Origin of the sequence: Paracoccus caeni (genome assembly GCF_016629665.1) — a bacterium.
Classification (GTDB): domain Bacteria; phylum Pseudomonadota; class Alphaproteobacteria; order Rhodobacterales; family Rhodobacteraceae; genus Paracoccus; species Paracoccus caeni.
Genome location: NZ_JAEPRQ010000001.1, coordinates 875,459 through 900,976, shown reverse-complemented (window position 1 = coordinate 900,976; position 25,518 = coordinate 875,459). Strand labels below are relative to the sequence as shown.

Sequence of the window (25,518 nt, the reverse complement as noted above, 5' to 3'; positions counted from 1 at the left end):
CCGGGGGGCGGACGGGCACTGCCCGGCGGTGCCTTGCAGGCACCTTTGTTCCGGGCAGGCGCCCTGTCTTCGAGGTGCATCATGCCTGCCCCCGCTAACGGCTCGCAAGCGGTCAACCGCGCCCTTGCGCTGCTGTCGCTGGTCGGACGCGGCGGCAGCGCGGGGCTTGGGCTTGCGCAACTGGCCGACTCGGCTGGCCTTGCCCGCCCGACCGCGCGCCGCCTGCTGCTGGCGCTGTCCTCGGCGCGCATGGTCGAACAGGACCGCCAGACCCGCCGCTATCACCTTGGCCCCGAAGCCTATCTGCTGGCCACCTTCGCCACCGACCGCCACGGCCTCTTGAACCACGCCCGCGAATCCATGCTGCGGCTGGCGCGCGAGACGGCGGATACGATCCTGCTGACCATCCCGCAGGACGACCACACCCTTTGTATAGAGCGGATCGAGGGCGATTTCCCGGTCCGCACCCATGCCCTGATGCGCGGCGACCGCAAGCCCGCAGGGGTCGGTGCGGGCGCGCTGGCGATCCTTGCCGTCCTGCCCCGCGCCGAAGCCGACCGTCTGCTGACCCGCGCCGCAGCGCAGATCGGCGATCTTGCCCCGGCCATCGCCGAGGATCTGGCCGCCGCCCGCAACAGCGGTCATGCGCTGAACCCCGGTCGGGTCATCGCCGGATCATGGGGGCTTGGCGTCGCTATCCTGTGGCCCGATGGCCGCCCGGCAGGCGCGCTGTCCATCGCCGCCATCGAAAACCGCATGCGCCCGGAGCGGCAGGCCGAACTGGTCGCCCTGCTGAACCGCGAAGCCCGTTTGATCGAGGCGCGGCTGACCGCGCTTGACACCCAACCCGAACCGCGAAGGAGCACCGCATGACCGATCCCCTTATCGTCGGCTGGGCGCATACGAAATTCGGCAAGTCCGACGCGCCCGACACCATGGCCCTGATGGCCGAGGTCGCCCTGCCCGCGCTGGATCATGCGGGCCTTACCCCGGATGCCGTCGATGGCATCTTCACCGGCGTCTATAATAACGGCTTCTCGCGGCAGGATTTTCAGGGCGCGCTGGTCGCGATGGGCACGCCGGAACTGGCGGGCGTCCCCTTCATGCGGACCGAGAATGCCTGCGCCACCGGCTCTGCCGCGCTTTACGCCGCCGCCGATTTCATCGCCTCGGGGCGCGGTCATGTGGCGCTGGTCATCGGCGCCGAAAAGATGAGCGCGACACCCGGCGATCAGGTCGGCGATATTCTTCTGTCGGCCAGCTATGTGCCGGAAGAAGGTGATATTCCCGGCGGCTTCGCGGGCGTCTTTGGCCGGATCACCGAAAGCTATTTTCAGCGCCACGGCGACCGCTCGGAAGAGCTGGCGATGATCGCGGCCAAGAACCACGAAAACGGCATGCGCAACCCCTATGCCCATATGCAGAAGCCGTTCGATCTGGCCTTCTGCAACACCATCTCGGACAAGAACCCCCGCGTTGCCGGGCCGCTGCGGCGGACCGATTGTTCGCTGGTCTCGGACGGAGCGGCGGCGATCGTGCTGGCCTCGGCCGAGGTGGCGGCGGATTTGCAGCGCGCCATCGCCTTTCGCGCACGGGCGCAGGCGGGCGATCTGCTGGCGCTGTCCCGCCGCGATCCGATTGCCTTCGAGGGGCCGCACCGGGCATGGGCGGCAGCACTGGATCAGGCGGGGCTTCAGATCATGGACCTGTCGCTGGTCGAGACGCATGATTGTTTCACCACCGCCGAGATGATCGAATACGAGGCGATGGGCCTTGCCCCGCGTGGTCAGGGCTGGCGGGCGATCCGCGATGGCGTGACCCGCTTTGACGGCGCGCTGCCGGTCAACCCCTCGGGCGGGCTGAAATCGCGCGGCCATCCGATTGGCGCGACCGGCGTCTCGCAGCATGTGATGGTGGCAATGCAGCTTGCCGGGGATGCGGGCGCGATGCAGGTGGCAGATGCGCGGCTGGGCGGTGTCTTCAACATGGGCGGGGCGGCGGTCGCCAGCTATTGCTCGATCCTGGAGCGGGTGAAATGAGCGATCCCGCCGGCGGGCAAAGCCCGGTCTCGACCCGCGTGATGAACCTGGCCACGCTGCTGTCGCAATCGGCGCGGCGCGATCCTGACGGGATTGCGTTGGTCATGGGCGAGACGCGCTGGACATGGGCCGAGTTCGAGGCCCGCACCAATGCGCTGGCCCATGCCTTGCAGACCCGTTTCGGGCTGGCGAAGGGCGCCCGGGTGATGTGCCAGTCGCAGAATTGTCTGGAGATGATGCAGGCGATGTTTGCCGTCTGGCGCGCGGGCGGTGTCTGGGTGCCCGCCAATTTCCGCCAGACGCCCGAGGAAGTCGCCTATCTGACCAAGGCATCGGGCGCGCGGCTGATGCTGTGCAACGCGGCCTTTCCCGATCACGCGGCGGCGGTTCCCGGCACGACCATGATCGCGATCGGCGAGGCTGGTTTCGGGCCGTCGCTGCAAGCGATCACCGAAGATCATATGGGCCAGCGCCCCGAAGTCGCGGCGGTTGATCGCGACGATCCGTGCTGGTTTTTCTTCACCTCGGGCACGACCGGGCGGCCCAAGGCTTCGGTTCTGACCCACGGTCAGATGGCCTTCGTGGTGACGAACCATCTTGCCGATCTGATGCCGGGGCTGACCGGGGCGGATGCCTCGCTGGTGGTGGCGCCTTTGTCGCATGGCGCAGGCGTGCATCAACTGACCCAGATCGCGCGGGGGGTAAAGACGGTGCTGCTGCCGTCCGAGCGCTTCGATGTGGCGCAGGTCTGGGAACTGGTGCGGGAGTGGCGGGTCTCGACCATGTTCACCGTGCCGACGATCCTGAAGATGCTGGTCGAACATCCCTCGACCGCCGATGCCGATACCTCGTCCTTGCGCTACGTGATCTATGCAGGCGCGCCGATGTATCGGGTGGATCAGCAGAAGGCGTTGAACACGCTTGGAAAGGTTCTGGTCCAGTATTTCGGCTTGGGCGAAGTGACCGGCAACATCACCGTCCTGCCCGCCCATCTGCACCAGACCGAAGACGGCCCCACCACCCGCATCGGCACCTGCGGCCATCCCCGCACCGGCATCGAGATACAGGTGCAGGACGAAACAGGCCAAGAGCTTCCGCCCGGTCAGACCGGCGAGATCTGTGTCATCGGCCCCGCCGTTTTCGCAGGCTATTACCAGAACCCGGCGGCCAATGCGAAATCCTTCCGCAACGGCTGGTTCCGCACCGGCGATCTGGGCCACATGGATGAGGCCGGGTTTCTGTATATCACCGGGCGCGAATCCGACATGTTCATCTCGGGCGGCTCGAACGTCTATCCGCGCGAGATCGAAGAGAAGATCCTGACCCATCCGGCGATCTCCGAAGTCGCGGTGCTGGGCGTTCCCGACCCGATGTGGGGCGAGGTCGGCTGGGCGATCTGCGTCGCCAGCGCCCCGGTGACCGAGGAAGATCTGATGGCTTTCATCGGCCCGAAACTGTCGCGCTACAAGCTGCCGAAACGGTTCCTGTTCTGGGACAGCCTGCCGAAATCCGCCTATGGCAAGATCACCAAGAAGATGATCCGCGAGGAACTGGACGCGCGCGGCCTGCTGGAACAGGCTCCGGCGTGAGGCAAAGGATGATCCATCCCGGCCCCCGTACGGCTGATCGCGTGCAATCGCGCCGCGCCACATTGCGCCCGGTCGCGGGCGTGCTGCCTGCCGGGCAGACGGTGATGCAAGCGGTCGGCGATCTTTTCGCGACACATGGTTGCAAGGGCGGCGTGGTCTGGCTGAACGGCGTGACCTGCGACCCGATCCGCTACGTCCTGCCCGCGCCTTCAACCGACGGCCTGCATGCAGCATGGTATTCCGACACGCATGCCCCCGCCGGGCGCTGGACGATCCACAGCGCAACCGCCTCGGTCGGGCTGAAGGACGGCGCGCCGTTCCTGCATTGCCACGGCATCTGGTCGGATGGCGGCACCCCGCAGATGGGCCATCTGCTGCCGTTCGACTCGATCATTGCCACGGATATCCGCGTCACCGGACTGGGTGCCGCCTCGACATGGTTCGAGGCGCTGCCGGATACTGAGACCGCCTTCACGCTATTCACCCCCGAGGGCGGTGACGACGGCCCTGCCCTCTTCGCGCGGCTGTTGCCGGGTGAGGACGTCGTGACCGCCATCGAGACACTGGCCGCCCGCCACGGCATCGGCAATGCCCGCCTGCACGCGGTCGGCAGCATCGACCATATCCACTTCGCCAACGGCCAGCGCGTCCATTGCCACGCGACCGAATTGCGCTTCGACGGCGCCACCCTTGCCGACGGCACGGCCACCATTCCCATCGAGGTCGTCGATATCGACGGCCTCATCCATCGCGGCACACTTACGCGGGGGGCAAACCCTGTGGGTGTGACGCTGGAACTCATCATCGAACCGACAGAGGACAAGACATGAGCAAGGTTGCCATCGTCACCGGAGGCGCCCGTGGCATCGGGCTGGCCGCGACCGAGATTTTTCTGGAACAGGGTTGGCGCGTGGCCGTCGTGGATCGCGATGCCGAGGAACTGCACCGCGCGCTGGACCGCATTCAGGGCGTCCTGCCGATCGAGGCGGATATTTCGGATCCGCAAAGCGTCGATGGCGTGATCCGCAAGGTGGTCGAGCAGTTCGGCCATGTCGATGCGCTGGTCAACAATGCCGGGGTGGCGCTGTTTTCACCCGCAAGCCAGACCAGTTTCGAGGCCTGGCGCGAGGTGATGGGCACCAATCTGGACGGGGTGTTTCTTTGCACGCAGGCGGCGGTGCCGGAACTGGCGAAGACGCGCGGCAGCATCGTCAATATCGCCTCGATCTCGGGGCTGCGGGCCTCGACGCTGCGGGTGGCCTATGGCACCTCAAAGGCAGCGGTGATCCACCTGACCAAGCAATTCGCGGCAGAGTTGGGGGAATTGGGCATCCGGGTGAATTGCGTGGCCCCCGGCCCGGTCAGGACCAAACTGGCGATGGCCGTCCATGCCCCCGAAATCATCGCCGCCTATTACGATGCGATCCCGCTGAACCGCTATGGCGAAGCGCGCGAGATTGCCGAGGCGATCGTGTTCCTCTGCTCGGACAAGGCCAGCTTTGTAAGCGGACAGACACTGGCCGTCGATGGCGGTTTCGATGCAACCGGCGTTGGATTGCCCGCGCTGCGGCGGGTGAACGAAGAGGCTTAGGTCCGAGCCTCAACCGCCCGCCATATGATTGCTGGGGCGGTAATGGTGGTCGAGGCGAAACTGACAGTAAACCTTTCGCGTCGCGTGGTGGCAAAGCGTCTTCCGTCCTTGCGGCGACGGAAGGCCAACCCCAAACTAGGCCGCCGCATGAGGCCGGTTCGCGGCTCGGCACCACGGCCGAAGCCTCCGATCATCCGGGCCAGCCCTAGGACCGATACGAGGCGGCCCTTCATTATCACCATTCGGTCGGGCGAGGTCAGCAACTTGGCCCTTGAGGGGCGATAGCTGGTGGTTTCGCCTTCAAGGTTCGTCATCCGCTCTCACGAGCGCTTGGGAATAATCTCCCTTCCAGTCCGTAAACCCTGTGAGGCGCCCAAGAAGGGTCGCCCGTCACAAGGAGACGAACATGAAACAATTTCGTGTGTTACCGCTCGCCACGCTGATCGGCGCGCTTGCCCTTCCCGCCATGGCCTCTGCCGACGATCCGTTCGACCGGCTCTTCCGCAGCGTTCTGACCGGCAATTTCGACCGCCAAGGCTGGGCCGGGCACCGCGCCCACCGGAATGACGACGATGATGACGGTCGCCGTCGCGGCACCAGTTTCTCTCGCAACGACGACGATGATGATGGCCGTCGCGGCGGTCGTCGCGGCACCAACTTCTCGCGCGACGATGATGACGATGACGGACGTCGCGGCGGTGGTCGCCGTGCCGGAGGACGTGACGACGACGACGATAACGGTCGCGGCAGGGGTGGTCGCGGTGGCGGCGGTGGCCGCAACGACAATGACGACGACGACTGATCCAGCCTGACCGGACCACAAAACACAGCACCGGATCGCGCCCCTTCCCCACCCGGACCGGGCGCGCTCCTTTCTCCATAAGCGGTCCCGCCCAGCGCCCACCCTACGCAAGCGGCGTATGCGCTGTGCGACCCAATCCCCGGCATTTGCCAACCGGGCGCATCCCTGCGGTTTCTTCGTTGCATAAGTACCGATAGCAACACCCGCCATGTTGCGCATCGCCCGCCGGGGCATTCAGCCGATCGGCCTGCGCCCCATCACCCTCAGCGTCAGATTGCGCATCGCGCGCATGAGCGGATAAAACAGCGCCGCCCGCCGGGGCGAGCGCATCAGCGCCAGCATCACCCCGCCCTTCTGTGACAGAACCGACAGAATCCGCACCGCCTCGGCCCCGTGATAGAGCCTGTCGCCATGGCGTACCGCCATCCCCTCGTCGAAATCCAGCCCCTGAGCCCGCAGCTCGGCAACCCTCGGATCGCCCGAGCGCGCGTCGATCAACTCGACCGGCCCGACATTTTCCCGCAGCCGCAGCAGCCCGACATAATGGCTGCAGAACGGACATTCGCCGTCGTAATAGATCTCCATCGCCATCACGCACCCTTTCCGGGATTTATTCGATCATCCGGGGAATAACGCAGCCGGTCCAGCGTAATTCCATCACAAACCCGGATATGCAAGGATTTGCGTGATGGCCACCATGACCACTTTGTCCCGCCTCGAAGACCGCCTGTCGCGCCCCGTCGCGGCATATTCGCTGGCGGTTTTCCGCATCCTCTTCGGCGCGCTTCTGGTGTGGGATTGCTGGCGGTTCATCCACTACGACCGCATCTGGCGCTACTGGGTCCAACCGGATTTCCACTTCTCTTATCCCGGCTTTGGCTGGGTCGCTGCTCTGCCCGAGCCGTGGATCCATCTCGCATGGCTCACCATGGGTCTTGCCGCGCTTTTCGTGATGCTGGGCCTGTTCTATCGCGTCGCGATCCTGACGCTGACCCTGCTTTTCACCTATTTTTTCCTGATCGACGCGGCGGAGTATCTGAACCATTTCTATCTGGTCCTGCTTTACGCTGCCCTGCTCTGCGCGCTTCCTGCCGCTCAGGTCTGGTCCCTCGACGCCCGCCGGAAACCCCGGCCCGCCACGGTCCCCTATGCCGCCGTCTTCGCCCTTCGGGTTCAGACCGAGATCGTGCTGCTTTATGCGGGTCTCGTGAAAATCACCCCCGACTGGCTGCGCGGTGAACCCCTTGGCCTCTGGCTCCGCGACCGCATGGAGGACACATGGCTGGAGCCAGTCTTCCAGCAGGACTGGCTGATCATCGCCGCCTGCTGGGCTGTGATCGCGCTGCATGTGCTGGGCGCACCGCTGCTGATGATCGCGCGAACCCGGCTGCCCGTCTTCCTGATCTACTGCTTCTTCCACAGCGCCAACGCTTATTTCTTCAACATTGGCATCTTTCCGTGGCTGACCATCGCCGCCTCGACAATCTTCTTCGCCCCCGACTGGCCAAACCGCTTTGCCGCCCGCATCGCCGGGACCAGCGCCCCGACCCTTACGCCCCTTACGCCACTGCCCCCTCGCCACCTGCCACGACTGGTGCTTGGCGTACTGGCGTTATGGATTGCGGTGCAGATCGTCCTGCCTGTGCGCGGTGTGATCTTCGACAGCGAAACCCGCTGGAGCGGTGACGGGCACCGCTTCTCTTGGCGGATGCGGATTTACGACCGGCAGGCCGAGGGCGTTTTTATCGTCACGGACCGGGACAGCGGCGAGGAATGGATCGTCGATCCCTACGAGATGCTGACCACCCGCCAAGCCGACAAGATGCTGGTCCGCGCCGACATGGTTCATCAGTTCGCCAATCATCTGGGCGTACTTTGGCGGACCCGTGGCCGGGACGTGGCCGTCAGAGCCGAAATCTGCAAATCGCTTAATGGCCGCCCGTGCCAGTCATTCATCGACCCGAACACCGATCTGACACAGGTTCGCGTGAACCGCTTCACCGCAGATGACTGGGTCTTGCCGATGACGCGAGCTCATTGGGGCGTCAGCGACAATCGGGTTCAGATCGCAGCGGATTGAGGCAGGCGGACAGTCGGAAAACCAGACCCATAAGTTCAGTCGCAACAATTTTGTGCGATGGGCAAATCTACGCTTAGTTTTTAGGCGTTCCGCTTCCTCGTCACAGGCAGTCGCAAAGAGCACGCCTCAATGAACAGGCGAATGATATCCTTTAGTCACAACTACAGCATATGCAGGGGAAATAGGATGTGAAGCGCCGTCCCGGCCAATCTTCGGTCGCCGCGGGCAGAGCAGATATCACATGTCGTTGAGGCCGGCGGACCTGCGCCGAAGGTGCCAGATGAGGAATTGACCGTTGCGGAGCATGGAGATAGTCGTCCACGAACAGCAGAATTTGACGCCTGACAGTTACCATCGGGCTACCTCCCACTCGTTCAATGCTGTTGGATCAGGCTCTTTTGACCCGGTCTTCAGTTTCACCAATACGGTCCGTTTAAGCCGTTGCGACACGGCATCAAAGTCCATGCTCAGTTGTCGGTTCAGCGTGTTGAAAATGGAAAAAACACACGGTAAGCGTGCAACCGAATCCCTCGCCGGCGCTTTCCCGATCATTGCGCGGCGGGATAAATCCAAAGGGACATTCGCATGAACTTCCTCTTTCTGACCAACCCCGGCGTTGACATGGGGCGACCAGATTTTCGGCTCGGAACCTATAAGACCTACCTGTTCCCCCTCCGCGACCGGATCATGGCAGATGTCAAAAAGGCTGTTTGCCGCTTCATGGCAGGCGACAATGTCCGCAATATCATGGCACGAGATCCGGAGTTCCTGAAGCGCGGCTTCGATGAATTCGTCTCTTTCCCGACCATGAGCGTCTTCGAAGACCGCGTCTTCGGTGAAAGTGCCGTGTCGGACGTTTACAACGGCACGCTGAGCGAGGCCGATGAGGCGCGGTTGAGGCAGGCTTATCTTGATGCGCTGGACGGTTTCGTCCCGGACACAATCGTTTGCTGGGAGTTCCCCACCACCACCTTGCGCGCGATCTTCCCGGACGCGGTCGTGATCGACCTGATGCCCGGCACGTTCATGCGGCCGCCATACGGCAAGATGGTCGCCTTCGATCCAGCGGGGATCTACAAGGATTCCGCGCTCAAAGTGCTTTTGGGCGGTGAGATCCGGCCGACCCTTGACGAGGTGGATACCTGGCGCACGGTCTCGAACGAGTTTGCCGGATTCTTCGACAGGATCGAGGCACGCCGCAAGGTCTTGGATCTTGTTGGTTCGACAAAGAAATTCAAGCAGTATGCGCTGCTGCCGCTGCAGGTCGGCTCTTATTTCGGGTATCGCGATAACTGCTCATTCACGTCGCAATACGACCTGCTGCATGCCGTCATGAGAAAGACGCCCCCGACGACAGGGGTCATCGTTACGCAATACATCAGCAATTTCTTTGCCGACAATGTCTTGAACAAGGACAACGTCGAGTTTCTGAAAACTGCTTATCCGAACCTGCTTTATTCGCCGACGCTGAACAGCCTCGACAATATTTCCCAGTTCATCGCCCCCTGGGCCGACGAAACGATCTCGATTTCCAGCACCGTTGCGCTGCAGGCGCATTTCTTCGGTCGCAAGGTGTCGTCGCCCTCCACGTCGCATCTGCCTTATGTGGAGCGGTCAATCGATCTTCTGGGCGCCCAGGACAGCGCCGCGTTGGTCATGTCGCGGTATTCTTTGCCATGGACCAATATCGTCAGCACACCGAAATATTTCGTTGAGCTGGTGGAGCATTTCAGAGCCTATAAAAAGGAAGGCTTGCTTGAAGCCTATCGCAATTGGCCCCTGCAACCGGACAGCCGGATCTACTTTGCCGAAGCCAATTTCGAACGCGCCCAAGAGATGCTTTCTCGCACCGAGGACCCAACGGAGCGTGTCGCGAACGCGAAAGTCAGAAGCATGCTGTCGGCGATTGAAACCGCCGATGTCGTCTCGTTCGACGTTTTCGACACCCTCTTGCAGCGCCGCGTGTTCCACCCCTCGGATGTGTTCTTACTGACGCCGCAAGAGCGGTTCGTGAATATCGGCGGGCAGAATGATCGTCACCTGACGCCGGCGATCTACAGCTCTCTGCGGCAGTCCACCGAACGCGCTGTGCGTCTGGAACGCGACGAAATCTGGCAAGATGATCTGTCGGTCACCGAAGAGATCACCACCGAAGAAATCTTTGCGCGGCTGGCCAATATTCTGACGCTGGATGAAAGCGTCGATACCGACCTGATGGCGCAGAACCTGATGAACCTCGAACAGGACGTCGAGTCGGCATTGCTTGAACCGACTGTGCTTGGCAGTTTCTTGTTCAAACATGCGAAAAAGCTGAAAAAGCCGATCATTATTGTTTCGGATTTCTGCCACAGCACCAACTTTGTTGACCAGCGGCTGAGAGCGGCTGGATATGAAGGCTACACGCTCTTTGTGTCGTCCGAGCATGGTCACAAGAAGCATTCGGGCAACCTGTTCCCGCATGTCGAAAAGCTGATGGACATCAAGGGAAAGCGGATCGTTCATTTCGGCGACAATCTTCATGGCGATATCGAGGGCGCGAAAAAGCAGGGCTGGCAGCCGGTTCTGATTGAACTGCCCAAGGTCCAGTTGCAGAACCTGTTGACCGCGCGAGGCGTGGATTTTGGTTCGTTCGCAAGCTCTCTCGCCTTCCGCACGGCGCTTAATCTGTTCGCGAACAGGTTCGTCAGCGCCGATCTGACACCGAAACTGAACAACCGGGTTCCGTCGCTGATCCAAAGTCGGCAAGAGCTTGGACACCTGGTCCTGGGACCGCTGATCACAGCGTTTGCGCGCTGGATCAAGGAACAGGCCCAACAGGCCGGGGCAAAGCAGATCCTGCTTTTCGCACGCGACTGTATCCTGCCCTATAAGGTGCTCAAGGTGATGGAGCGGCAGGGCCTGTTGGACGGGATTTCCTGCTTCTACGTCCCGGCTTCGCGCATGGCGACCAAGGCGCTTGATCTGCTGCATCCGCTTGACGTGTTCAAGGTCAACATCACCGGATTCGCGGGCTCCGCAACGGTCGGCGAACTGCTGTGGCGCCGGTTCATGCTTCAGGCGGAACAGATCGACGAAAGCGTCTGGCGAGAGGCTGGCATCCGGGACAAGGAACAGCAGATTCGTCAGGTATCGCTCGCCGCGATTTACCGGCTTGTATATCTGCACGTCTCGCAAAACTGGGAGACTGTTTCGGCCGATATTCTCAGCCGGCGTTCGGCCTATGCCGCTCACCTTGAAAAACTTGGTATCGACACGACCCAGCCCTCCGCTTTGGTGGATATCGGCTACATGGGCACGATCACCAAGATCGTCAGCACCTTCTTTACCGCGCCGGTCCTGCCGCTATTCATGGTCACCTATCCCGACGAGGTTGGCGACGATCCGGTTGAAAACGGCCGCGCTTTCCTTGACGAGCGCATGGCACCAACCCGGCACGACACGTTCCGCAGGTTCAACCTCATCATTGAGACCCTGTTGAATGAACCGGTCGGTAGTGTGGCTGTCGTGAACAACACCATCAGCCCCACGACAGACGTCATTCTTCAGGCAGCGCCGTCCGAAGCTCATGTGACGACCATCTCTCGGGTCCATCGCGGCGTCGTCCGCTTTGCCGAGGACTGGTATGGAACGTTCCGCGGGGCGATCAAAGAACCCCGCTTCGAAACGAACAAGCTGCTGGAATTGTTGGGTCACATTCTGGCAACCCCGACGGTGGAAGAGGCGACGCTTCTTGTCGATCTGGAATTCGACAACGATTTCGCAGGTCACAAACCTCGGCTGTTCATCCCCAAAGGCCGCGCCTCCGGCAACGCTCTTTGGAAAGAGGGCGGCGCAGCGCTGGCCCATCCTCTGTCGCCGCTCATGCAGCGGAGGCAGTTGATCGCAGAGGGAGCCTTCTGCTCGCACGATTATGACGCGGCTTTTGATGTCAACGATGACTTCGTCGGTCGTGTCCTGTTTGGGGCACGCCAACGCAAACTGGCGCTCATCAACGGCGTTTCATATAATCATTGCTGGATTCACGAGGACGTTTCGGCGTTTCAGGCGAGTTCCGATGTGCTCGAAGTGCGTCCGATGACGTTGACCTTCATTTATGAAGGCCATGTTGACGTGAGCAAGTTCGAGGTGATGCAGAACGGCGTCAAACTCGACTACAAGATCGACAGGCTGGACAGTCGTATCCATTCGCTCTGCTTCGACGCACGCCCCGCTTTCCCGGTGGTTATCTATCAGCCGTCCTTCCGGCTGTCGCGACATCCCGACAAGGACTCGCAGCGCTATTACTGGCGTTTCATTTCCCTTGATTTTGCCGCGACGGAATCGAACGCACGCATTGTGAATGAGCCTGCTGTCAAGAAAAAGGCAGCCGCGCCAAAAGCGGCGCCCACTCCACCACAGCCGCAGCCGCAGCCGCAGCCTACTCCGGCGCCCGTTGCTGCATCTGCTCCGGCGGCCGCAAAAAGCCAGCCTGCTGCGAAACCACAGCCTGCCAAGGCCAAGGCGGTAGCTGGAGAGGCTCCTCCGAAGATGCCCGCCGCGAAAGTCGCGACCAAACCGGCCGAACCCGTGCAACAGACTGCCGGTGTTCGACGGGTTGCAAAGTGGCTGAAGGGGCTATGACCTGAGGCGAGATTAATCCGGAAACATCCTCTCCATGTCGATGTCACATCTGATGACATCGACATGAAGAAGGCGCGGCAAACCACTGGTTTTCTGCGACTCAAGGAAGGTCAGGAACATTGGCAAACAAAGCTACGTTGGCAAGAGGCGCTTCGGTAGAGATCGAAGGGCAGGTCGTTTCTCCACTAACATCTGCTTTCGTGGGAAAGGTCTTCGTCGGAGCATTCTCGTATTTCGGGGATGACTGCGTCATCGGAAGCTGCCGGATTGGGCGCTTCTGCTCCTTTGCCAGTTCGGTCAAGGTTGGCTTGGGGGAACATCCGGTTGATACGCTGTCGTCACATCCGATCTTCTACGGTGCGTCGAACGGCTTTCGGATACCCGACAAGATCGGAGTCGCCCGAGATTTCAGCGCGGCGCGACATACCCCACCGATCATCGGACACGATGTCTGGATCGGCGCGAACGCGGTCATCACGCGGGGCGTCAAAGTCGGCACCGGAGCCGTGATCGGAGCGGGCGCGATCGTCACGAAAGATGTTCCGCCCTACGCCATCGTCGGCGGTGTTCCCGCGAAACTACTGCGCATGCGGTTTGATGAGGAAACCGTTGCGAAGCTGCTTGCTTCGGAATGGTGGGACCTTCCTCTCGAAGCCTTTGTCGGGATGCCGATCAACGATATCGAAAGCACTTTGGACCAAATAAATGCGCTTCGCGCCGAGGGGATTGAGCGCGCCGTTTATCAGAAGCAGGTCACTCGACCGTGACACGCCGGATTTTTGCCAGGTGAGGTTTTAGGTCTCGTTTTTACCCTCGAGCAGATCGCGGAGGGTCCACCCTGGCTGTTCGGTCCGTTCTTTTGACGCTGCGATCCTCTCGCCGCAACGGAAAGAGGTGCTACGCGACAGGTTCGTCATAGCGCGCGATGTCCACGAAATCCGTCAAAGCAGCAATTATGAGATCAGCCCAAGGGCTGGTCATAATCGCTCGCGGCGTTGCGGGCGCGAACTGGGTATCGACCCGAAAGCTGTGGCGAAAGCGTCATCCGGTCCAGTCGATGCCGAAACTGAAAATCTAATTTCATCGCGCCGCAATGAAGCCAGACTTCATCGCAGAATTACGGCCTCTGGACGCGGTCTGCTCAAACAATTATCTATGATCTCATGCAGAACGCCCCCGCCGAACCCCTTGCCCTGCGGATCAGCCGCGAACTCGCGCAGCGCATCGTGTCGGGCACGCTGGCGCCGGGCGCGCGACTGCGGCAGGACCATATCGCCGCCGAATTCGGCGCCAGCCATGTCCCCGTCCGCGAGGCCTTCCGGCAGCTTGAATCGCAAGGCCTCGCCGTCAGCGAACCACGCCGGGGCGTCCGCGTCGCCAGTTTCTCGCTGGCCGAGTTGCAAGAGGTCTGCGAAATGCGCGCCGTTCTTGAAACCCTTGCTTTGCGCAAGGCGGCGCCGCATCTGACCCGCGCGATCCTCGATCAGGCGGAAGAGGCGACCCGGGCCGGGGACCGCGCCAAGGATGTGCAAAGCTGGGACGAAGCCAACCGGCATTTCCACCGCCTGATCCTGACCCCCTGCGGCATGCCGCGCCTGCTGAAGGCCATCGACGATCTACAGGTCGCCAGCGCGCGGTTCCTGTTCTCGGGCTGGCGGGCGGAATGGGAAGCGCCAACCGACCGCGACCACCGCGCCATCCTTGCCGCGCTGCGCTCGGGCCAGACCGAGACCGCAGCCGCCGTGCTTGCCCGCCATGTCCAATGGACCGGCAAGAACCCCCGCAAAGCGGGCTGATCCCTCACAAAATCGCCGATTTCTAACCTCTCTTGCCCCTTCGGGCAATCTATGTCCTATTTTTAGTGATTGATTCTATAAATAATCTATAATTCAGAAGGGACGAGATCATGACGACACTCACGAACGCGGCCTATGGCCCGCTTGACCTTCAGAACCGTCCGCTTGCGTTGCAGGTCGCGGCGGTGCTGTTGGGGACTGTGCTGCTGACGCTTTCCTCGCAGATCGCGGTGCCTATGGTGCCCGTGCCGATCACCATGCAGACCTATGCGGTCACGCTGATTGGTGCGCTTTATGGCTGGCGACTGGGCGGGGTGACGCTGCTGGTCTGGCTGGCCGAAGGCGCGGCGGGTCTGCCGGTCTTCTCGATGGGCCGCTCCGGGCTGGAGACTTTCATCGGACCGTCGGGCGGCTACCTGGTGGCCTTCCCGCTGGCGGCGGCCTTGTCGGGCTGGCTGGTCGAGCGTGGCTGGAACGGCAGCAGACTGGTGCTGGCTTTCGCTGCCATGCTAGCGGGGAATGTGCTGTGCCTGATCATCGGCGCGGCATGGCTGGCAACGCTGGTCGGCGCAAAAGCGGCGATCGTTCAGGGCGTGTTGCCGTTCATCGTCGGCGCGGTCCTGAAATCGGGGCTGGCGGCCATGACGCTGCGGCTGGTCGGACGGCGCCGGGCCCGGCAAGTCTGAACGACGATACGCCTGCGCGCCCACCATCTGCTGTGCCTGCTGACCTTCACGGGCAAAGGCTACAATCCGTTCTTTGTGGCGCGGTTCGCGGTGATCGCAAGGCGTATCCACCGGGGCGCCGAGGTCGAGATCGTCAGCGGTCCCGACGATATCTGCGCCCCGATGCTGACCGACCCGCAGGCGCATTGCCGCAATGCAAGCGTCTGCCAACGCGACGATCAGGCGGCACAAGACGTCGGCGCGCTGCTGGGCCGGGCGATCCGGCCCGGCGACAGGTTTCCGCTTGAGGCAGCGAGTATCGCCCGGATGCGAGCGGGCTTCGTCAATTCGCAGATCCGTGCCGCTTGTTCCGGCTGCGATTGGGCGGAGCTGTGCAGCGATATTGCCGGGGCTCGCTATGCAGGGACGATCTTGCCTGTGTGATTGATCACGAAAACATGGGGCTGTGCCCAGCCAAGAGGGCACAGCCGACTTTGTTGCAGAACTTAGCCTCGTTCAGATGCCGGGGAGCATGCCTCGGGCGGGCGCTTCATGCTCACCCAAACCCTACGACCGATACACCTCGATCGTCGGCAGTGAGGTCAGCGACGCCCCCAGCAATTGCAACGCCGGCAGCGATACCTGCGACCCCGTTCCGCTGCCCTCCAGCGGGATCAGATCCACCTTCGCCGATTTGCCGTTCGCCGGGTTCACGATCCGCCCGATGCCACGCTCTTTCACCAGCGGGGTCTTGATCCAGAAGCCCCCCTCGCTTGGATTGCCAAGCGAAGCAATGGTCGTGCCCAGCTTCGTCTCGGACGCCTCGCTGGGCCGGGCCGCCGCCGCACGTTGCTCGGCAGTCGTTGTATCAAGCTGCGCCGCCGTGGCCCGCGCTGCCGCCCGAGGCGCGGGTGCGCGGGTGATCGCCGTCACCGCCGCCACCTGTTCAGCATTGAGGCTGGTCGTCGGCGCCTCGGGTTCCGCGTCCGCAGCGGCAGGGCGCTGGCTGGTCATGCTGCCGGGCGTGCAGGCGGGCAGAAGCGCCATCATGACGACAAGCCCCAGACCAGCCCCGACGAAGGTCAGATTGTTGCGCATGTCTTTCCCCTGATTTCCGCATTCCGGGGCAGACTAAACCGTCCTTTGCGGCAAGGTCCATTGGCAGTCGCGTGAACAGCGCGCAATCGGCGGATGCTTGTGCCCCTGCCCGCCGAGGCTTACATTAACGGGATGAATGACGCAGCCGCCGCTCCGCTTATCGATCCTTTCGCAAGGCCGATCACCTATCTTCGGGTATCGGTCACGGATCGTTGCGATTTTCGCTGCGTCTATTGCATGGCCGAACATATGCAGTTTCTGCCCAAGGCCGAACTGCTGACGCTGGAAGAGCTTGACCGCCTCTGTTCCGCCTTCGTCGGCCTTGGCGTCAGAAAGCTGCGCATCACCGGCGGCGAGCCCTTGGTCCGGCGCAATATCATGGGCTTCTTCCGGCAGATGTCGCGACACCTCGGCTCGGGTCTGGATGAGTTGACCGTGACCACCAATGGCAGCCAGCTTGCCCGTTTCGCGACCGAACTGGTCGATTGCGGCGTCCGGCGGATCAACGTGTCGCTGGACACGCTGGATGCCGACAAATTCGCCGCCATCACCCGTTGGGGCCGCCTGCCGCAGGTGCTGGAAGGGGTGGCCGCGGCACAGCGCGCGGGCCTGCGGGTCAAGATCAACGCCGTCGCGTTGAAGGGCGTGAACGACAGCGAGTTGTTCGATCTGGTCCGTTGGTGCGGGGACGAGGGGCACGATCTGACCTTCATCGAGGTCATGCCGATGGGCGATCTGGGGAACGAGGATCGTCTGGACCAATATTGGCCACTCAGCGACCTGCGCCGCCAACTGGCCGAACGTTTTACCCTGATCGACCTTGCCGAACGGACCGGAGGCCCGGCGCGTTACGTCCGCCTGCACGAGACCGGCCAGAAGATCGGCTTCATCACGCCGCTGACGCATAATTTCTGCGAAAGCTGCAACCGCGTGCGCGTGACCTGCACCGGCGAGCTTTACATGTGCCTTGGGCAAGAGGATCGCGCCGACCTGCGCGCGCCGCTTCGCGCCTCGGATGACGATGCGGCGCTGGTCGCGGCCATCCGCCACGCGATCACGCTGAAACCCAAGGGCCACGATTTCGACTATTCGCGCCAGACGGTCGCCGGGCAGATGACCCGGCATATGAGCCATACCGGCGGCTGACCATATCAGAGCAGAGGGCATTGCCCGACCGCGGGTGGGCAATGCGACGCTCATTCCGGACACTTTATCGTGCCACCCCGCCTTCGCTATCTGTAATGCGAAACCTCACCGAATTGCCCGCCCGTTCGGGCGGTCGGGCAATGCCCGGCGTCGCCTGAAGGCGACTTGATTCCGGGCGGGCACTTCGAACAAACGACCGTAGGGTGCGTGCTTCGCACGCACCGAAGCCTCACAAACTACTCCGCCGCCGTCTGCGACGCAGCCTCTTCCGCCTCGATCTTCTCGGCGCGTTCCTCTACCAGCCCGACGATATGATCGACCATCTGATCGTTGGTCATCTTGTGGCTTTGCTTGCCCGCCATATAGACCATGCCGCTGCCCGCGCCGCCGCCGGTGAAGCCGATATCGGTCATCAGCGCCTCGCCCGGTCCGTTCACCACGCAACCGATGATCGACAGGCTCATCGGCGTCTTGATATGCTCCAGCCGCTTTTCCAGCTTCTCGACCGTCTTGATCACGTCGAAACCCTGCCGCGCGCAGGACGGGCACGAGATGATCTGAACGCCGCGCGTCCGCAGCCCCAGAGATTTCAGGATCTCATAGCCGACCTTCACCTCTTCCACCGGATCGGCAGAGAGGCTGACCCGGATCGTATCGCCGATCCCCATCCACAACAGATTGCCCAGCCCGACCGCCGACTTCACCGTGCCGCCGACGAAGCCGCCTGCCTCGGTGATGCCCAGATGGATCGGCGCATCCGTCGCCTCGGCCAGCTTCTGATAGGCCGCCGCCGCCAGAAACACATCCGATGCCTTCACGCTGATCTTGAATTCGTGGAAATCGTTATCCTCAAGGATCTTGATGTGATCCAGCCCGCTTTCCACCATCGCATCCGGGCAAGGCTCGCCGTATTTCTCCAGCAGATGCCGCTCCAGCGAGCCAGCATTCACCCCGATCCGGATCGAGCAGCCATAATCGCGTGCAGCCTTGATCACTTCCTTCACCCGGTCGGCGCTGCCGATATTGCCGGGATTGATCCGCAGACAGGCCGCGCCTGCCTCGGCCGCCTCGATGGCGCGCTTGTAGTGGAAATGGATGTCGGCCACGATCGGCACCGGGCTTTCGCGGCAGATTTCCTTCAGCGCCCGTGTCGTCTCCTGATCAGGGGCGCTGATCCGCACGATATCGGCACCCGCTTCCGCCGCCCGGATCACCTGATCCAGCGTTGCCTTGACATCATGACCGTTCGAATTGGTCATGGTCTGGACCGAAATCGGCGCGTCGCCCCCAACGGGCACGCGACCGACCATGATCTGACGTGATTTCCGCCGCTCGATATTGCGCCACGGACGGATCGGGTTCAGCGACATCTTTGCCTCCGAGAGTTCCCCCACGAAATAAGCCATCCGCGCGAAATCGGCAACCGCATCGCCGATGCGGGAACGGGGCTGTGATCGGCGCATCCGCGCCAGACCCGTCCTCAACCCGCATCCGCGCCAATCAGCACTGCAGCGTCACGCATCCCTCGACCTTCCAAGGGGCGGTCTCCTGCTGCCAATCGACGTCCAGCCGCACGCCCTGGAACAGCGGCAACACATCTTCGATCCCCTCGGGCGGACCCATCAGCGCAAACCGCCCAAGCCGTACCGGCCCAAAGCCCGGATCGGCGCGGAAATTCAGCTTCAGCACGCCCCACAGATCGGGCAGATCCGAAATCAGATTGCGCAGCGCCAGCTTGCTTTCATCGGGAACCGACTCGGCAGGCAGTTGATCCACCGCGGCCAACGCCTGCTTCAACGCCATCTCCATCTGCAATTCCGGCGCCTGTTCCTCTTCCCGAACGATCACCGCCATCGCCAGCATCGGCAGCGCATACGCCTGAAACAATCCGTAAGAGCGGATCTCGGCATCCAGTTCCGTCACCGCAAAACCGCTAAGCGACATCTGCATCGTCGCCAGCGAGGATAGATCGACATCCTTAACAACGCCCGAGACCCGCACCATATTCCCATGCGGCATCTCGATTCCGGCTTGGTGGAGCTGCAACTCTTTGGCCGCCTGATCCCAGCCAATATCCAGCACCAAGGTCGCCATGCTCATCCGTGATTGCGCCTCAAGCGCATAATCGAAATACGAGTCGTCTGTATACAAAACCTGTCGCATCCCTGTGACCTGCAGCTTCAGCCGCTCGGGCATAAGCGTGATCCCGGTCAAAGCATGGTTCCGCGCCTCAGGATCGGGTAACGCCAGCGCCTTCAGATAGGCCGCGGCCCAGCGAAGCCCGTCGCCCTCGATCCTGATCCGCGATGCAACGACACTGCTCCCATAGGGCTGCCCGGTCTTCATGACCAGATCGCGATAAATGCAGACACCGTCCTCCAGCGCCTCGAAGGTCACCGAGACCCCTTCATCGCTCCCCGCAAAGCTGCTTTGCATCAGTTCGACAGGGGCACGGCAATCGGCCTCGGTCAGCGGATCGCTATCGGCAAGGACGGGAGTGGCAAGGCTTAGCAGGAGAGCAGAGACAGAGGTGGAAAGCGTTTTCAGCATCATGGGCCTGTAATCGATCATGGAAATGTCGGCCCCAACCTGCCACGATCCAGCACCCTTGGCGAGAACCCTTGAACCGATTGGTTAAACTCTCGTCCGCCGAATCCTGCGTCTTGCAAGCAAGAAAGACAGGACCAGCCACAGGCCGAACGCCGCGACGACAGCGATGCCGCCCCAGATGATCGGCAATCTGCTGCGCGGTGCCTCGATTCGTTCGATCTTGGTCTCGGCGCGCTCGCGTTCCCATCCGGTCAGCACCTGATACCCATCCCTCGCCGCGATGATCCGCCAATCCTCGAAAAGCTGCGGCTGCGCGTCGAGACGACAATTGGCATCCGGTCGGCAGCGCGTCATCGGACCGGGCCAGACCGCGTAAACCGTGGGCTTTGGCATCAGAGACCGCAGCAAATCCGGTTCTGCCAGCGTAAGAGGGGTCTCACCTCCAAGAAGGCTTGGAAGCATTTCGACCGGGATCATATCGATGTCGCGCAGCAGGCCCTGCGCGGTCGGATCGGGCAAATTCCGCGCCATGTCGCTCAGCTTCTGGCGCATCCTGTCGGCATGCTGCGCCGTCCAGGACCCGTCGCCATCAAGCGCCTTCTCTAACGCCTCCGCCTCACCCGGAAGCAAAAGTCGCGGCAGATCCTCGCCCTGAACCTGCACCCGCACGGCTTCGAATGCCGCGCCCGAAATCAACTGCACCTCACCCGGTTCGATCTGCAGATCCCGAAATCCCCGCCGCGCCAGCCCCTCGACATCCAGAAGCTGCGCCGTCGCCTGCCCCATCAGATCCCGCCGCATCGCCTCGACCTTGTCCTGCGATATGTCCTGCATGGCCCACAGGACCCACGCAAACAGCCCCGCCAGGATCATGGAAACGATCCCGAAAGCCAGCATCGGTTGCTGAGCCCGGATCAGCGGCAACCGCGCCTCTGTCTCGCTGGCGATCGACAGATCATCCAACGCGACCACCACCGTCCCTAGATCGGGGAAAACGCTGTCGATCCGCTCAAACACATTCTCTCGCCGGGCGCTGAACCTGATCACCTCGTCCGAGGCCCCTTCAAGCCGCAGAAGTCCGGCCCTGCAGCGAAGTCCATAGCGGTTTTCGCCGAACCGCTTGATGATTTCCTTTTCCCAATGTTTGGGAATATCGACGGGGCGGCCATTGATAGCGAAGATGTTCTGCAAACCTGCGGTCGGATGCGACATCACCTCAAGACGAGTATCAAAGAACGCGATCCGAGGCTCTGTCGGCAGCCTCAGTCTGTGAGAGACGCGCACAAAAGCCAGCAGCGACCGGCCCCAAGCCTTTATCAAGAGAAAATACAAAAACAGCACCGCCGGAACGAATATGGCCGCCATGGCCACAAAGCTGCCATCCGGCGGCCAGCTAAAAGTCATCTTTAACAGATATAAAATGAAGCCAGCGGCCAGCAGAAACGGCGACAGCATCAGCGACAGCGACAGCCAGCACAGAATCAGACTGACGAGCCGCACCCGCCCGCCAAATCGCCGCAGAAAGCGAGTTTCGCCGCCAGTCGCCGGTCGCCCGCCCAGATACCCTGAGGCATAAGAAATCTGCGCCGTATCCTCGAACTTTCGTTGCAGCGGCTGCATCTTCTCGCTCATGCAACGATTTCCTTACCCGACCGTTCGCAAGCGGTGTACGCCCTGTGCACATCCGGTGTCTGCGCGGTGCACGCTTTGTGCAGGCGAAACCTCAGCATTTGCTGGCCCAAACCGCGTTGGCATTCCGTTGTTGCGAAAACACCCGATGCAACGCCCCCGGCCCGGTCATGGCTGTTCGGTTAACGCCTGTAACACCACGTCCAGACAGTCGCGCGGCAGCATGACCAGCATCTTGCCCTCGATCCGCAACCGGACAGGCCCGGTCGCGACATTCGATGTCCCTACCCTGCCGCCGGGCGCAAATTCGATCCCGTCGATGGGCCAGTTCAGCCCCTCGCTCTGCCCCCGCGCAGGTCCCATTGGAAACAGAGACACCCTGACACCCGCTGTCAGCGGAAGCCGCAACTCCTCCGGCGCGACAAAGACAATATCGTTTGAAGCCAACAGGATAACGCGCGGAAACCCGTCCTGCACCATGGTCGTCAGCGCGGCCAGCGTATGATCCAGCCGCAATCCGGCAAAGCCCACCGCGATGACAAAAGGCGCCTCGATCCGGCTCAGGCATTTGGCAAAATCGGTGCTGTCCTGCTCGGCCACTTCGACGACCCGATCCGCAGGCATCGCCCGCCGCGCCGCGTCGCCGATACTATCCATATCGCCGATGACCCAATCGGGCCGATGCCCCAGTTCCAGCGCCTGATCCGCCCCGCTGTCAGCCGCAACCAGCAACGGCGCCGCTGTCAAAGCATCGCGCAATTCCCCGGCCAGAACCGCCCCGCCGCCGATCACGGTCACCCCCTGATCGGACCTGACCAAAGGCGCGCTCATTCCTCGCGCCCGATCCCCTTAAACACCTGTTTCAACGGGAAAATCCACAGGATACCAAGGCCCACATAGACCAGCACTTCGATATAAATCGGCTGCCGCCCCCACCGCGCGTCCATCCAATTCATCAGCGTGACCGCGACGACGATGTAAAGCGGCAGCCCGATGCAAAGGATCAGGATCGACAATCGCTTCCGCGTCTTCAGGTCCATATCTTCTTCCCCCGCTTCAACTTTACCGCACCTTCGGCAAGCGACGTTATCCGAGCCTGCCAGCGCGACAGATTACGTTCGACCCCACCCCGCCGCACCATCCCGAAATAGGCCATGCGGATTGGTCGAAAGCCAACGAACCCAAGCACCTGCCGGCGATATCTCCAACCGATTGGATCGAAATAGGCCAGCCGAAGATAGGGTGGCGGCGTATCCATTGTCACCAGCACATCGGCCGAGCGACCCTTCAGCAGCCGGTCCCAAAACGGATCGTTCTGATGATACCGAAACGCCCGGCGCGGCAAAAGAATCCGGTCCCAGAAGCCCTTCATCCCCGCAGGCTCGGCCCCCCACCACAGCGGAAAGGCCAGCACCAGATGATCGCATGCCTCGATCTTGGCCAAGGCGTCTTCCAAGGCGGGCTCAAGCGGGGGCACATTTTCATAGCCGCGCGACAGATCCGGGTTGAAATCCAGATCCCGTATCGCCAGCCGGTCAATACTGGTGCCTGCAGGCAACGCCTGTTGGTAATGATCCAGCAGATGCGCCGAAAGACGGCCTTGGTCGGGATGTCCGTCAATCAGCAGAACCCGCATCCCCTTGGCCTCAATCGGCGAAGGGGTCGGTTACAAGAATGGTGTCGTCCCGTTCCGGGCTGGTTGACAGCAGCGCCACCGGGCATTGGATCAGTTCCTCGACCCGGCGAACGTATTTCACCGCCTCGGCAGGCAGATCGGCCCAGCTTCGCGCTCCAGCGGTCGATTGCTGCCAGCCGTCCATTTCCTCATAGATGGGCGTCACCTTGTCCTGCAATGCAGCCGCGGTGGGCAGATAATCATAACGCTGGCCGTCAATCTCATAACCCACGCAAATCTTAAGCGTTTCAAAACCGTCCAGCACGTCCAGCTTGGTCAGCGCGATGCCGTTCACGCCGCTGATCGCACAGGTCTGGCGCACCAGAACCGCATCGAACCAGCCGCAACGGCGCTTGCGTCCGGTGACGGTGCCGAATTCATGCCCACGCTCGCCCAGACGCTGACCGTCGGCGTCGTGAAGCTCGGTCGGGAACGGGCCTTCGCCGACGCGGGTGGTGTAGGCCTTGACGATTCCCAGAACGAAATCAATCGCCCCCGGTCCCATACCGGTGCCGGATGCCGCCATGCCCGACATCGTGGTGGAGGAGGTCACATAGGGATAGGTGCCGAAATCGATGTCCAGCAGGCTGCCCTGCGCGCCCTCGAACAGGATGCGCTTTCCGGCCTTGCGGGCGTCGGCCATGATCTTCCAGACCGGCTGCGCATAGGGCAGCAGCTTCGGCGCGACTTCCAAAAGTTTCGCCTTCAGGTCGGCCCGGTCGATCGGCTCGGCGCCAAGACCCTTCCGCAGCGCGTCGTGATGGGCCAGAAGCCGGTCAAGCCGGTCGTCCAGCGTCTTCTCATCGCCCAGATCGGCGACGCGAATGGTGCGGCGGCCCACCTTGTCCTCATAGGCCGGGCCGATGCCACGGCCGGTCGTTCCGATCTTGGCCTTGCCTGCAGCTTCCTCGCGCAGCTTGTCCAGATCCTGATGCAGCGGCAGGATCAGCGGCGTATTTTCAGCGATCATCAGGTTCTCGGTCGAGATCTTGACGCCCTGACCGGACAGCTTGTCGATCTCGGAGAACAGCGCCCACGGGTCCAGAACGACACCGTTGCCGATGATCGCCAACTTGTTTTCCCGCACGATCCCCGAGGGCAGCAGCGACAGTTTGAACACGGTATTGCCGATGACCAGCGTGTGACCGGCGTTATGCCCGCCCTGAAACCGCGCGATCACATCGGCGCGCTCGCTGAGCCAATCGACGATCTTGCCTTTGCCCTCGTCGCCCCACTGCGCGCCGACAACCACCACATTGGCCATGAGCCGGTCCTTCCGTTGCCCGAAAAATCTCCGCGAAGGGGTCTACCGCATGAGCCTGCCGGGGGAAAGCGGATTTCCTTTGGCAGAAGCCGCAGGTCGTGGAATCCTGCAAACAAATCACCCCAGAGACGGAAAGGAATGCTCCATGTGCCACGCCTGCGTCATCGAAAATGTCCGCAGCTCCATGCTGTCACGCCGCGCGCTGTTCACCGGTGCAGCCGCCACGGGTGCCGCCGCCATCGCGCTTGGCGCACTGTCGGCCCGCCCGGCGCTGGCACAGGCCACCGGCCGCGTGATCGACCTGACCCATGCGTGGGACGGCGATTTCCCGACCTTCGACGGCTTGCCCGGCATCACCTATGAACCCGACAAGACCATCGAGGCCGATGGCTATCAGCTATGGAAGCTGACCCTTTTCGAACATTCCGGCACCCATATCGACGCGCCGATGCATTTCTCGGCAGACGGGATCTCTGTCGATGAAATCCCGGTCGAGCAGCTTATCTGTCCGCTCTGCGTCATCGACATTTCCGCAAAGGCGGCCGAGGACGCCAATGCCACGCTGGACCCCGAGGATATCGAGGCCTTCATCGCCGCCAATGGTGACATTCCGGCGGGCGCGCTGGTCGCGATGCATTCGGGCTGGGCGGCGAAGGTCGCAGATACCACCTATCGCACCAACGAGGCGGGCGATTTCGCCTTTCCCGGCTTTTCCAAGGCCGCGACGGATATGCTGGCGGGGATGGAGGTTGCGGGAATCGGCGTCGATACGCTGTCGCTGGACCCCGGCAATTCTCCCGATTTCGGGGTGCATAATTCATGGCTGCCGGGCGGCCGCTACGGGATCGAGAACCTTGCCGGGCTGGATCAGGTGCCAGCGACCGGGGCCACGGTCTTTGTCGGCGCGCCAAAGCACAAACGCGGGACCGGCGGGCCGGGGCGGATCATCGCGGTGGCATAGGGGCGCTGCCCTT

23 protein-coding genes are annotated in these 25,518 nt (G+C 62.2%); 14 read left to right on the top strand and 9 right to left on the bottom strand.

From position 1 onward, the window contains the following. The first annotated feature begins 81 nt into the window (after nt 1–81). The 6 genes from JJJ17_RS04315 to JJJ17_RS04290 all read left to right on the top strand — a co-directional run bounded on the left by JJJ17_RS04315 (nt 82) and on the right by JJJ17_RS04290 (nt 6,021). A complete protein-coding gene (locus JJJ17_RS04315) occupies nt 82–873 on the top strand; it encodes an IclR family transcriptional regulator (protein ID WP_200684023.1) in 792 nt (263 codons plus the stop codon). After that, nucleotides 870–2,039 carry an acetyl-CoA acetyltransferase gene (locus tag JJJ17_RS04310; RefSeq protein WP_200684021.1) on the top strand — a complete coding sequence of 390 codons (1,170 nt, stop codon included), beginning with the start codon at nt 870–872 and terminating at the stop codon, nt 2,037–2,039. Before JJJ17_RS04315 ends, JJJ17_RS04310 begins: the two co-directional genes overlap by 4 nt. Next, the gene (locus JJJ17_RS04305) at nt 2,036–3,628 is read left to right on the top strand and encodes an acyl-CoA synthetase (protein ID WP_200684019.1); all 1,593 of its coding nucleotides are present in this window, start codon (nt 2,036–2,038) and stop codon (nt 3,626–3,628) included. The genes JJJ17_RS04310 and JJJ17_RS04305 overlap by 4 nt, the downstream gene beginning before the upstream one ends. A gap of 8 nt (nt 3,629–3,636) precedes the next feature. Next, nucleotides 3,637–4,458, top strand: coding sequence for a PCC domain-containing protein (locus JJJ17_RS04300; RefSeq protein WP_200684017.1), 822 nt, complete (start codon nt 3,637–3,639; stop codon nt 4,456–4,458). Next, nucleotides 4,455–5,219: an SDR family NAD(P)-dependent oxidoreductase gene (locus JJJ17_RS04295; RefSeq protein ID WP_200684015.1), complete on the top strand. Its 765-nt coding sequence runs from the start codon at nt 4,455–4,457 to the stop codon at nt 5,217–5,219. Before JJJ17_RS04300 ends, JJJ17_RS04295 begins: the two co-directional genes overlap by 4 nt. Nucleotides 5,220–5,625: 406 nt before the next feature. Continuing rightward, nucleotides 5,626–6,021, top strand: coding sequence for a hypothetical protein (locus JJJ17_RS04290; protein ID WP_200684014.1), 396 nt, complete (start codon nt 5,626–5,628; stop codon nt 6,019–6,021). Between the two features lie 234 nt (nt 6,022–6,255). Here JJJ17_RS04290 and JJJ17_RS04285 read toward each other — a convergent pair whose 3' ends face one another. After that, nucleotides 6,256–6,612, bottom strand: coding sequence for a thiol-disulfide oxidoreductase DCC family protein (locus tag JJJ17_RS04285; protein WP_200684013.1), 357 nt, complete (start codon nt 6,610–6,612; stop codon nt 6,256–6,258). 97 nt (nt 6,613–6,709) lie between these two features. Between JJJ17_RS04285 and JJJ17_RS04280 the strand changes: the two genes are divergently transcribed. From JJJ17_RS04280 to JJJ17_RS04255, 6 genes are all read left to right on the top strand, one after another. Then, complete coding sequence (locus JJJ17_RS04280) at nt 6,710–8,101, top strand: HTTM domain-containing protein (RefSeq protein ID WP_200684012.1); 1,392 nt, start codon at nt 6,710–6,712, stop codon at nt 8,099–8,101. 585 nt (nt 8,102–8,686) lie between these two features. Then, complete coding sequence (locus tag JJJ17_RS04275; protein WP_200684011.1) at nt 8,687–12,721, top strand: hypothetical protein; 4,035 nt, start codon at nt 8,687–8,689, stop codon at nt 12,719–12,721. Nucleotides 12,722–13,029: 308 nt separating this feature from the next. Beyond that, the gene (locus JJJ17_RS04270; protein ID WP_234463862.1) at nt 13,030–13,488 is read left to right on the top strand and encodes a CatB-related O-acetyltransferase; all 459 of its coding nucleotides are present in this window, start codon (nt 13,030–13,032) and stop codon (nt 13,486–13,488) included. 396 nt (nt 13,489–13,884) lie between these two features. Next, on the top strand, nt 13,885–14,517 hold the full coding sequence (locus JJJ17_RS04265; RefSeq protein ID WP_200684009.1) for a GntR family transcriptional regulator: 633 nt from the start codon (nt 13,885–13,887) through the stop codon (nt 14,515–14,517). 110 nt (nt 14,518–14,627) lie between these two features. Further along, a complete protein-coding gene (locus JJJ17_RS04260; protein ID WP_200684008.1) occupies nt 14,628–15,203 on the top strand; it encodes a biotin transporter BioY in 576 nt (191 codons plus the stop codon). A 6-nt stretch (nt 15,204–15,209) separates the two neighbouring features. Continuing rightward, nucleotides 15,210–15,626 carry a DUF1284 domain-containing protein gene (locus JJJ17_RS04255; RefSeq protein WP_325168775.1) on the top strand — a complete coding sequence of 139 codons (417 nt, stop codon included), beginning with the start codon at nt 15,210–15,212 and terminating at the stop codon, nt 15,624–15,626. Between the two features lie 123 nt (nt 15,627–15,749). On the opposite strand, the gene JJJ17_RS04250 is transcribed toward JJJ17_RS04255, so the two are convergent. Further along, the gene (locus JJJ17_RS04250; RefSeq protein ID WP_234463861.1) at nt 15,750–16,280 is read right to left on the bottom strand and encodes a hypothetical protein; all 531 of its coding nucleotides are present in this window, start codon (nt 16,278–16,280) and stop codon (nt 15,750–15,752) included. 93 nt (nt 16,281–16,373) lie between these two features. Here JJJ17_RS04250 and moaA point away from each other — a divergent pair, with 93 nt between their 5' ends. Beyond that, nucleotides 16,374–17,426 (top strand): GTP 3',8-cyclase MoaA, encoded by a 1,053-nt coding sequence (moaA, locus tag JJJ17_RS04245; RefSeq protein ID WP_407673323.1) that lies wholly within the window; start codon nt 16,374–16,376, stop codon nt 17,424–17,426. A 236-nt stretch (nt 17,427–17,662) separates the two neighbouring features. Here the strand turns inward: moaA and ispG are convergent, their stop codons facing one another. From ispG to JJJ17_RS04210, 7 genes are all read right to left on the bottom strand, one after another. Beyond that, nucleotides 17,663–18,796 (bottom strand): flavodoxin-dependent (E)-4-hydroxy-3-methylbut-2-enyl-diphosphate synthase, encoded by a 1,134-nt coding sequence (gene ispG, locus JJJ17_RS04240; RefSeq protein ID WP_200684800.1) that lies wholly within the window; start codon nt 18,794–18,796, stop codon nt 17,663–17,665. 130 nt (nt 18,797–18,926) lie between these two features. Beyond that, a complete protein-coding gene (locus tag JJJ17_RS04235; protein WP_200684007.1) occupies nt 18,927–19,997 on the bottom strand; it encodes a hypothetical protein in 1,071 nt (356 codons plus the stop codon). Between the two features lie 63 nt (nt 19,998–20,060). Next, a complete protein-coding gene (locus tag JJJ17_RS04230; RefSeq protein WP_200684005.1) occupies nt 20,061–21,608 on the bottom strand; it encodes a hypothetical protein in 1,548 nt (515 codons plus the stop codon). Between the two features lie 165 nt (nt 21,609–21,773). Next, complete coding sequence (locus JJJ17_RS04225) at nt 21,774–22,436, bottom strand: thiamine diphosphokinase (RefSeq protein WP_200684004.1); 663 nt, start codon at nt 22,434–22,436, stop codon at nt 21,774–21,776. Continuing rightward, complete coding sequence (locus JJJ17_RS04220; protein WP_200684003.1) at nt 22,433–22,645, bottom strand: DUF2842 domain-containing protein; 213 nt, start codon at nt 22,643–22,645, stop codon at nt 22,433–22,435. Before JJJ17_RS04220 ends, JJJ17_RS04225 begins: the two co-directional genes overlap by 4 nt. Continuing rightward, nucleotides 22,636–23,241 (bottom strand): NAD(P)H-dependent oxidoreductase, encoded by a 606-nt coding sequence (locus JJJ17_RS04215; RefSeq protein ID WP_200684002.1) that lies wholly within the window; start codon nt 23,239–23,241, stop codon nt 22,636–22,638. The genes JJJ17_RS04220 and JJJ17_RS04215 overlap by 10 nt, the downstream gene beginning before the upstream one ends. Before the next feature lie 10 nt (nt 23,242–23,251). Further along, on the bottom strand, nt 23,252–24,544 hold the full coding sequence (locus JJJ17_RS04210) for an adenylosuccinate synthase (RefSeq protein WP_200684001.1): 1,293 nt from the start codon (nt 24,542–24,544) through the stop codon (nt 23,252–23,254). 145 nt (nt 24,545–24,689) lie between these two features. Here JJJ17_RS04210 and JJJ17_RS04205 point away from each other — a divergent pair, with 145 nt between their 5' ends. Continuing rightward, a complete protein-coding gene (locus JJJ17_RS04205) occupies nt 24,690–25,505 on the top strand; it encodes a cyclase family protein (RefSeq protein WP_200684000.1) in 816 nt (271 codons plus the stop codon). Nucleotides 25,506–25,518 lie beyond the last annotated feature (13 nt).

Excerpts from the sequence above, each read along its gene's own strand:
- JJJ17_RS04210 (WP_200684001.1), bottom strand. The coding sequence starts at position 24,544 with ATGGCCAATGTGGTGGTTGTCGGCGCGCAGTGGGGCGACGAGGGCAAA.
- JJJ17_RS04305 (WP_200684019.1), top strand. The coding sequence starts at position 2,036 with ATGAGCGATCCCGCCGGCGGGCAAAGCCCGGTCTCGACCCGCGTGATG.
- JJJ17_RS04225 (WP_200684004.1), bottom strand. The coding sequence starts at position 22,436 with ATGAGCGCGCCTTTGGTCAGGTCCGATCAGGGGGTGACCGTGATCGGC.
- JJJ17_RS04220 (WP_200684003.1), bottom strand. The coding sequence starts at position 22,645 with ATGGACCTGAAGACGCGGAAGCGATTGTCGATCCTGATCCTTTGCATC.
- JJJ17_RS04295 (WP_200684015.1), top strand. The coding sequence starts at position 4,455 with ATGAGCAAGGTTGCCATCGTCACCGGAGGCGCCCGTGGCATCGGGCTG.
- JJJ17_RS04260 (WP_200684008.1), top strand. The coding sequence starts at position 14,628 with ATGACGACACTCACGAACGCGGCCTATGGCCCGCTTGACCTTCAGAAC.
- JJJ17_RS04215 (WP_200684002.1), bottom strand. The coding sequence starts at position 23,241 with ATGCGGGTTCTGCTGATTGACGGACATCCCGACCAAGGCCGTCTTTCG.
- JJJ17_RS04285 (WP_200684013.1), bottom strand. The coding sequence starts at position 6,612 with ATGGCGATGGAGATCTATTACGACGGCGAATGTCCGTTCTGCAGCCAT.
- JJJ17_RS04300 (WP_200684017.1), top strand. The coding sequence starts at position 3,637 with ATGATCCATCCCGGCCCCCGTACGGCTGATCGCGTGCAATCGCGCCGC.
- JJJ17_RS04235 (WP_200684007.1), bottom strand. The coding sequence starts at position 19,997 with ATGATCGATTACAGGCCCATGATGCTGAAAACGCTTTCCACCTCTGTC.
- JJJ17_RS04265 (WP_200684009.1), top strand. The coding sequence starts at position 13,885 with ATGCAGAACGCCCCCGCCGAACCCCTTGCCCTGCGGATCAGCCGCGAA.
- JJJ17_RS04230 (WP_200684005.1), bottom strand. The coding sequence starts at position 21,608 with ATGAGCGAGAAGATGCAGCCGCTGCAACGAAAGTTCGAGGATACGGCG.
- JJJ17_RS04310 (WP_200684021.1), top strand. The coding sequence starts at position 870 with ATGACCGATCCCCTTATCGTCGGCTGGGCGCATACGAAATTCGGCAAG.
- JJJ17_RS04205 (WP_200684000.1), top strand. The coding sequence starts at position 24,690 with ATGTGCCACGCCTGCGTCATCGAAAATGTCCGCAGCTCCATGCTGTCA.
- JJJ17_RS04280 (WP_200684012.1), top strand. The coding sequence starts at position 6,710 with ATGGCCACCATGACCACTTTGTCCCGCCTCGAAGACCGCCTGTCGCGC.
- JJJ17_RS04315 (WP_200684023.1), top strand. The coding sequence starts at position 82 with ATGCCTGCCCCCGCTAACGGCTCGCAAGCGGTCAACCGCGCCCTTGCG.
- ispG (WP_200684800.1), bottom strand. The coding sequence starts at position 18,796 with ATGTCGCTGAACCCGATCCGTCCGTGGCGCAATATCGAGCGGCGGAAA.
- JJJ17_RS04250 (WP_234463861.1), bottom strand. The coding sequence starts at position 16,280 with ATGCGCAACAATCTGACCTTCGTCGGGGCTGGTCTGGGGCTTGTCGTC.
- moaA (WP_407673323.1), top strand. The coding sequence starts at position 16,374 with ATGCTTGTGCCCCTGCCCGCCGAGGCTTACATTAACGGGATGAATGAC.
- JJJ17_RS04275 (WP_200684011.1), top strand. The coding sequence starts at position 8,687 with ATGAACTTCCTCTTTCTGACCAACCCCGGCGTTGACATGGGGCGACCA.
- JJJ17_RS04290 (WP_200684014.1), top strand. The coding sequence starts at position 5,626 with ATGAAACAATTTCGTGTGTTACCGCTCGCCACGCTGATCGGCGCGCTT.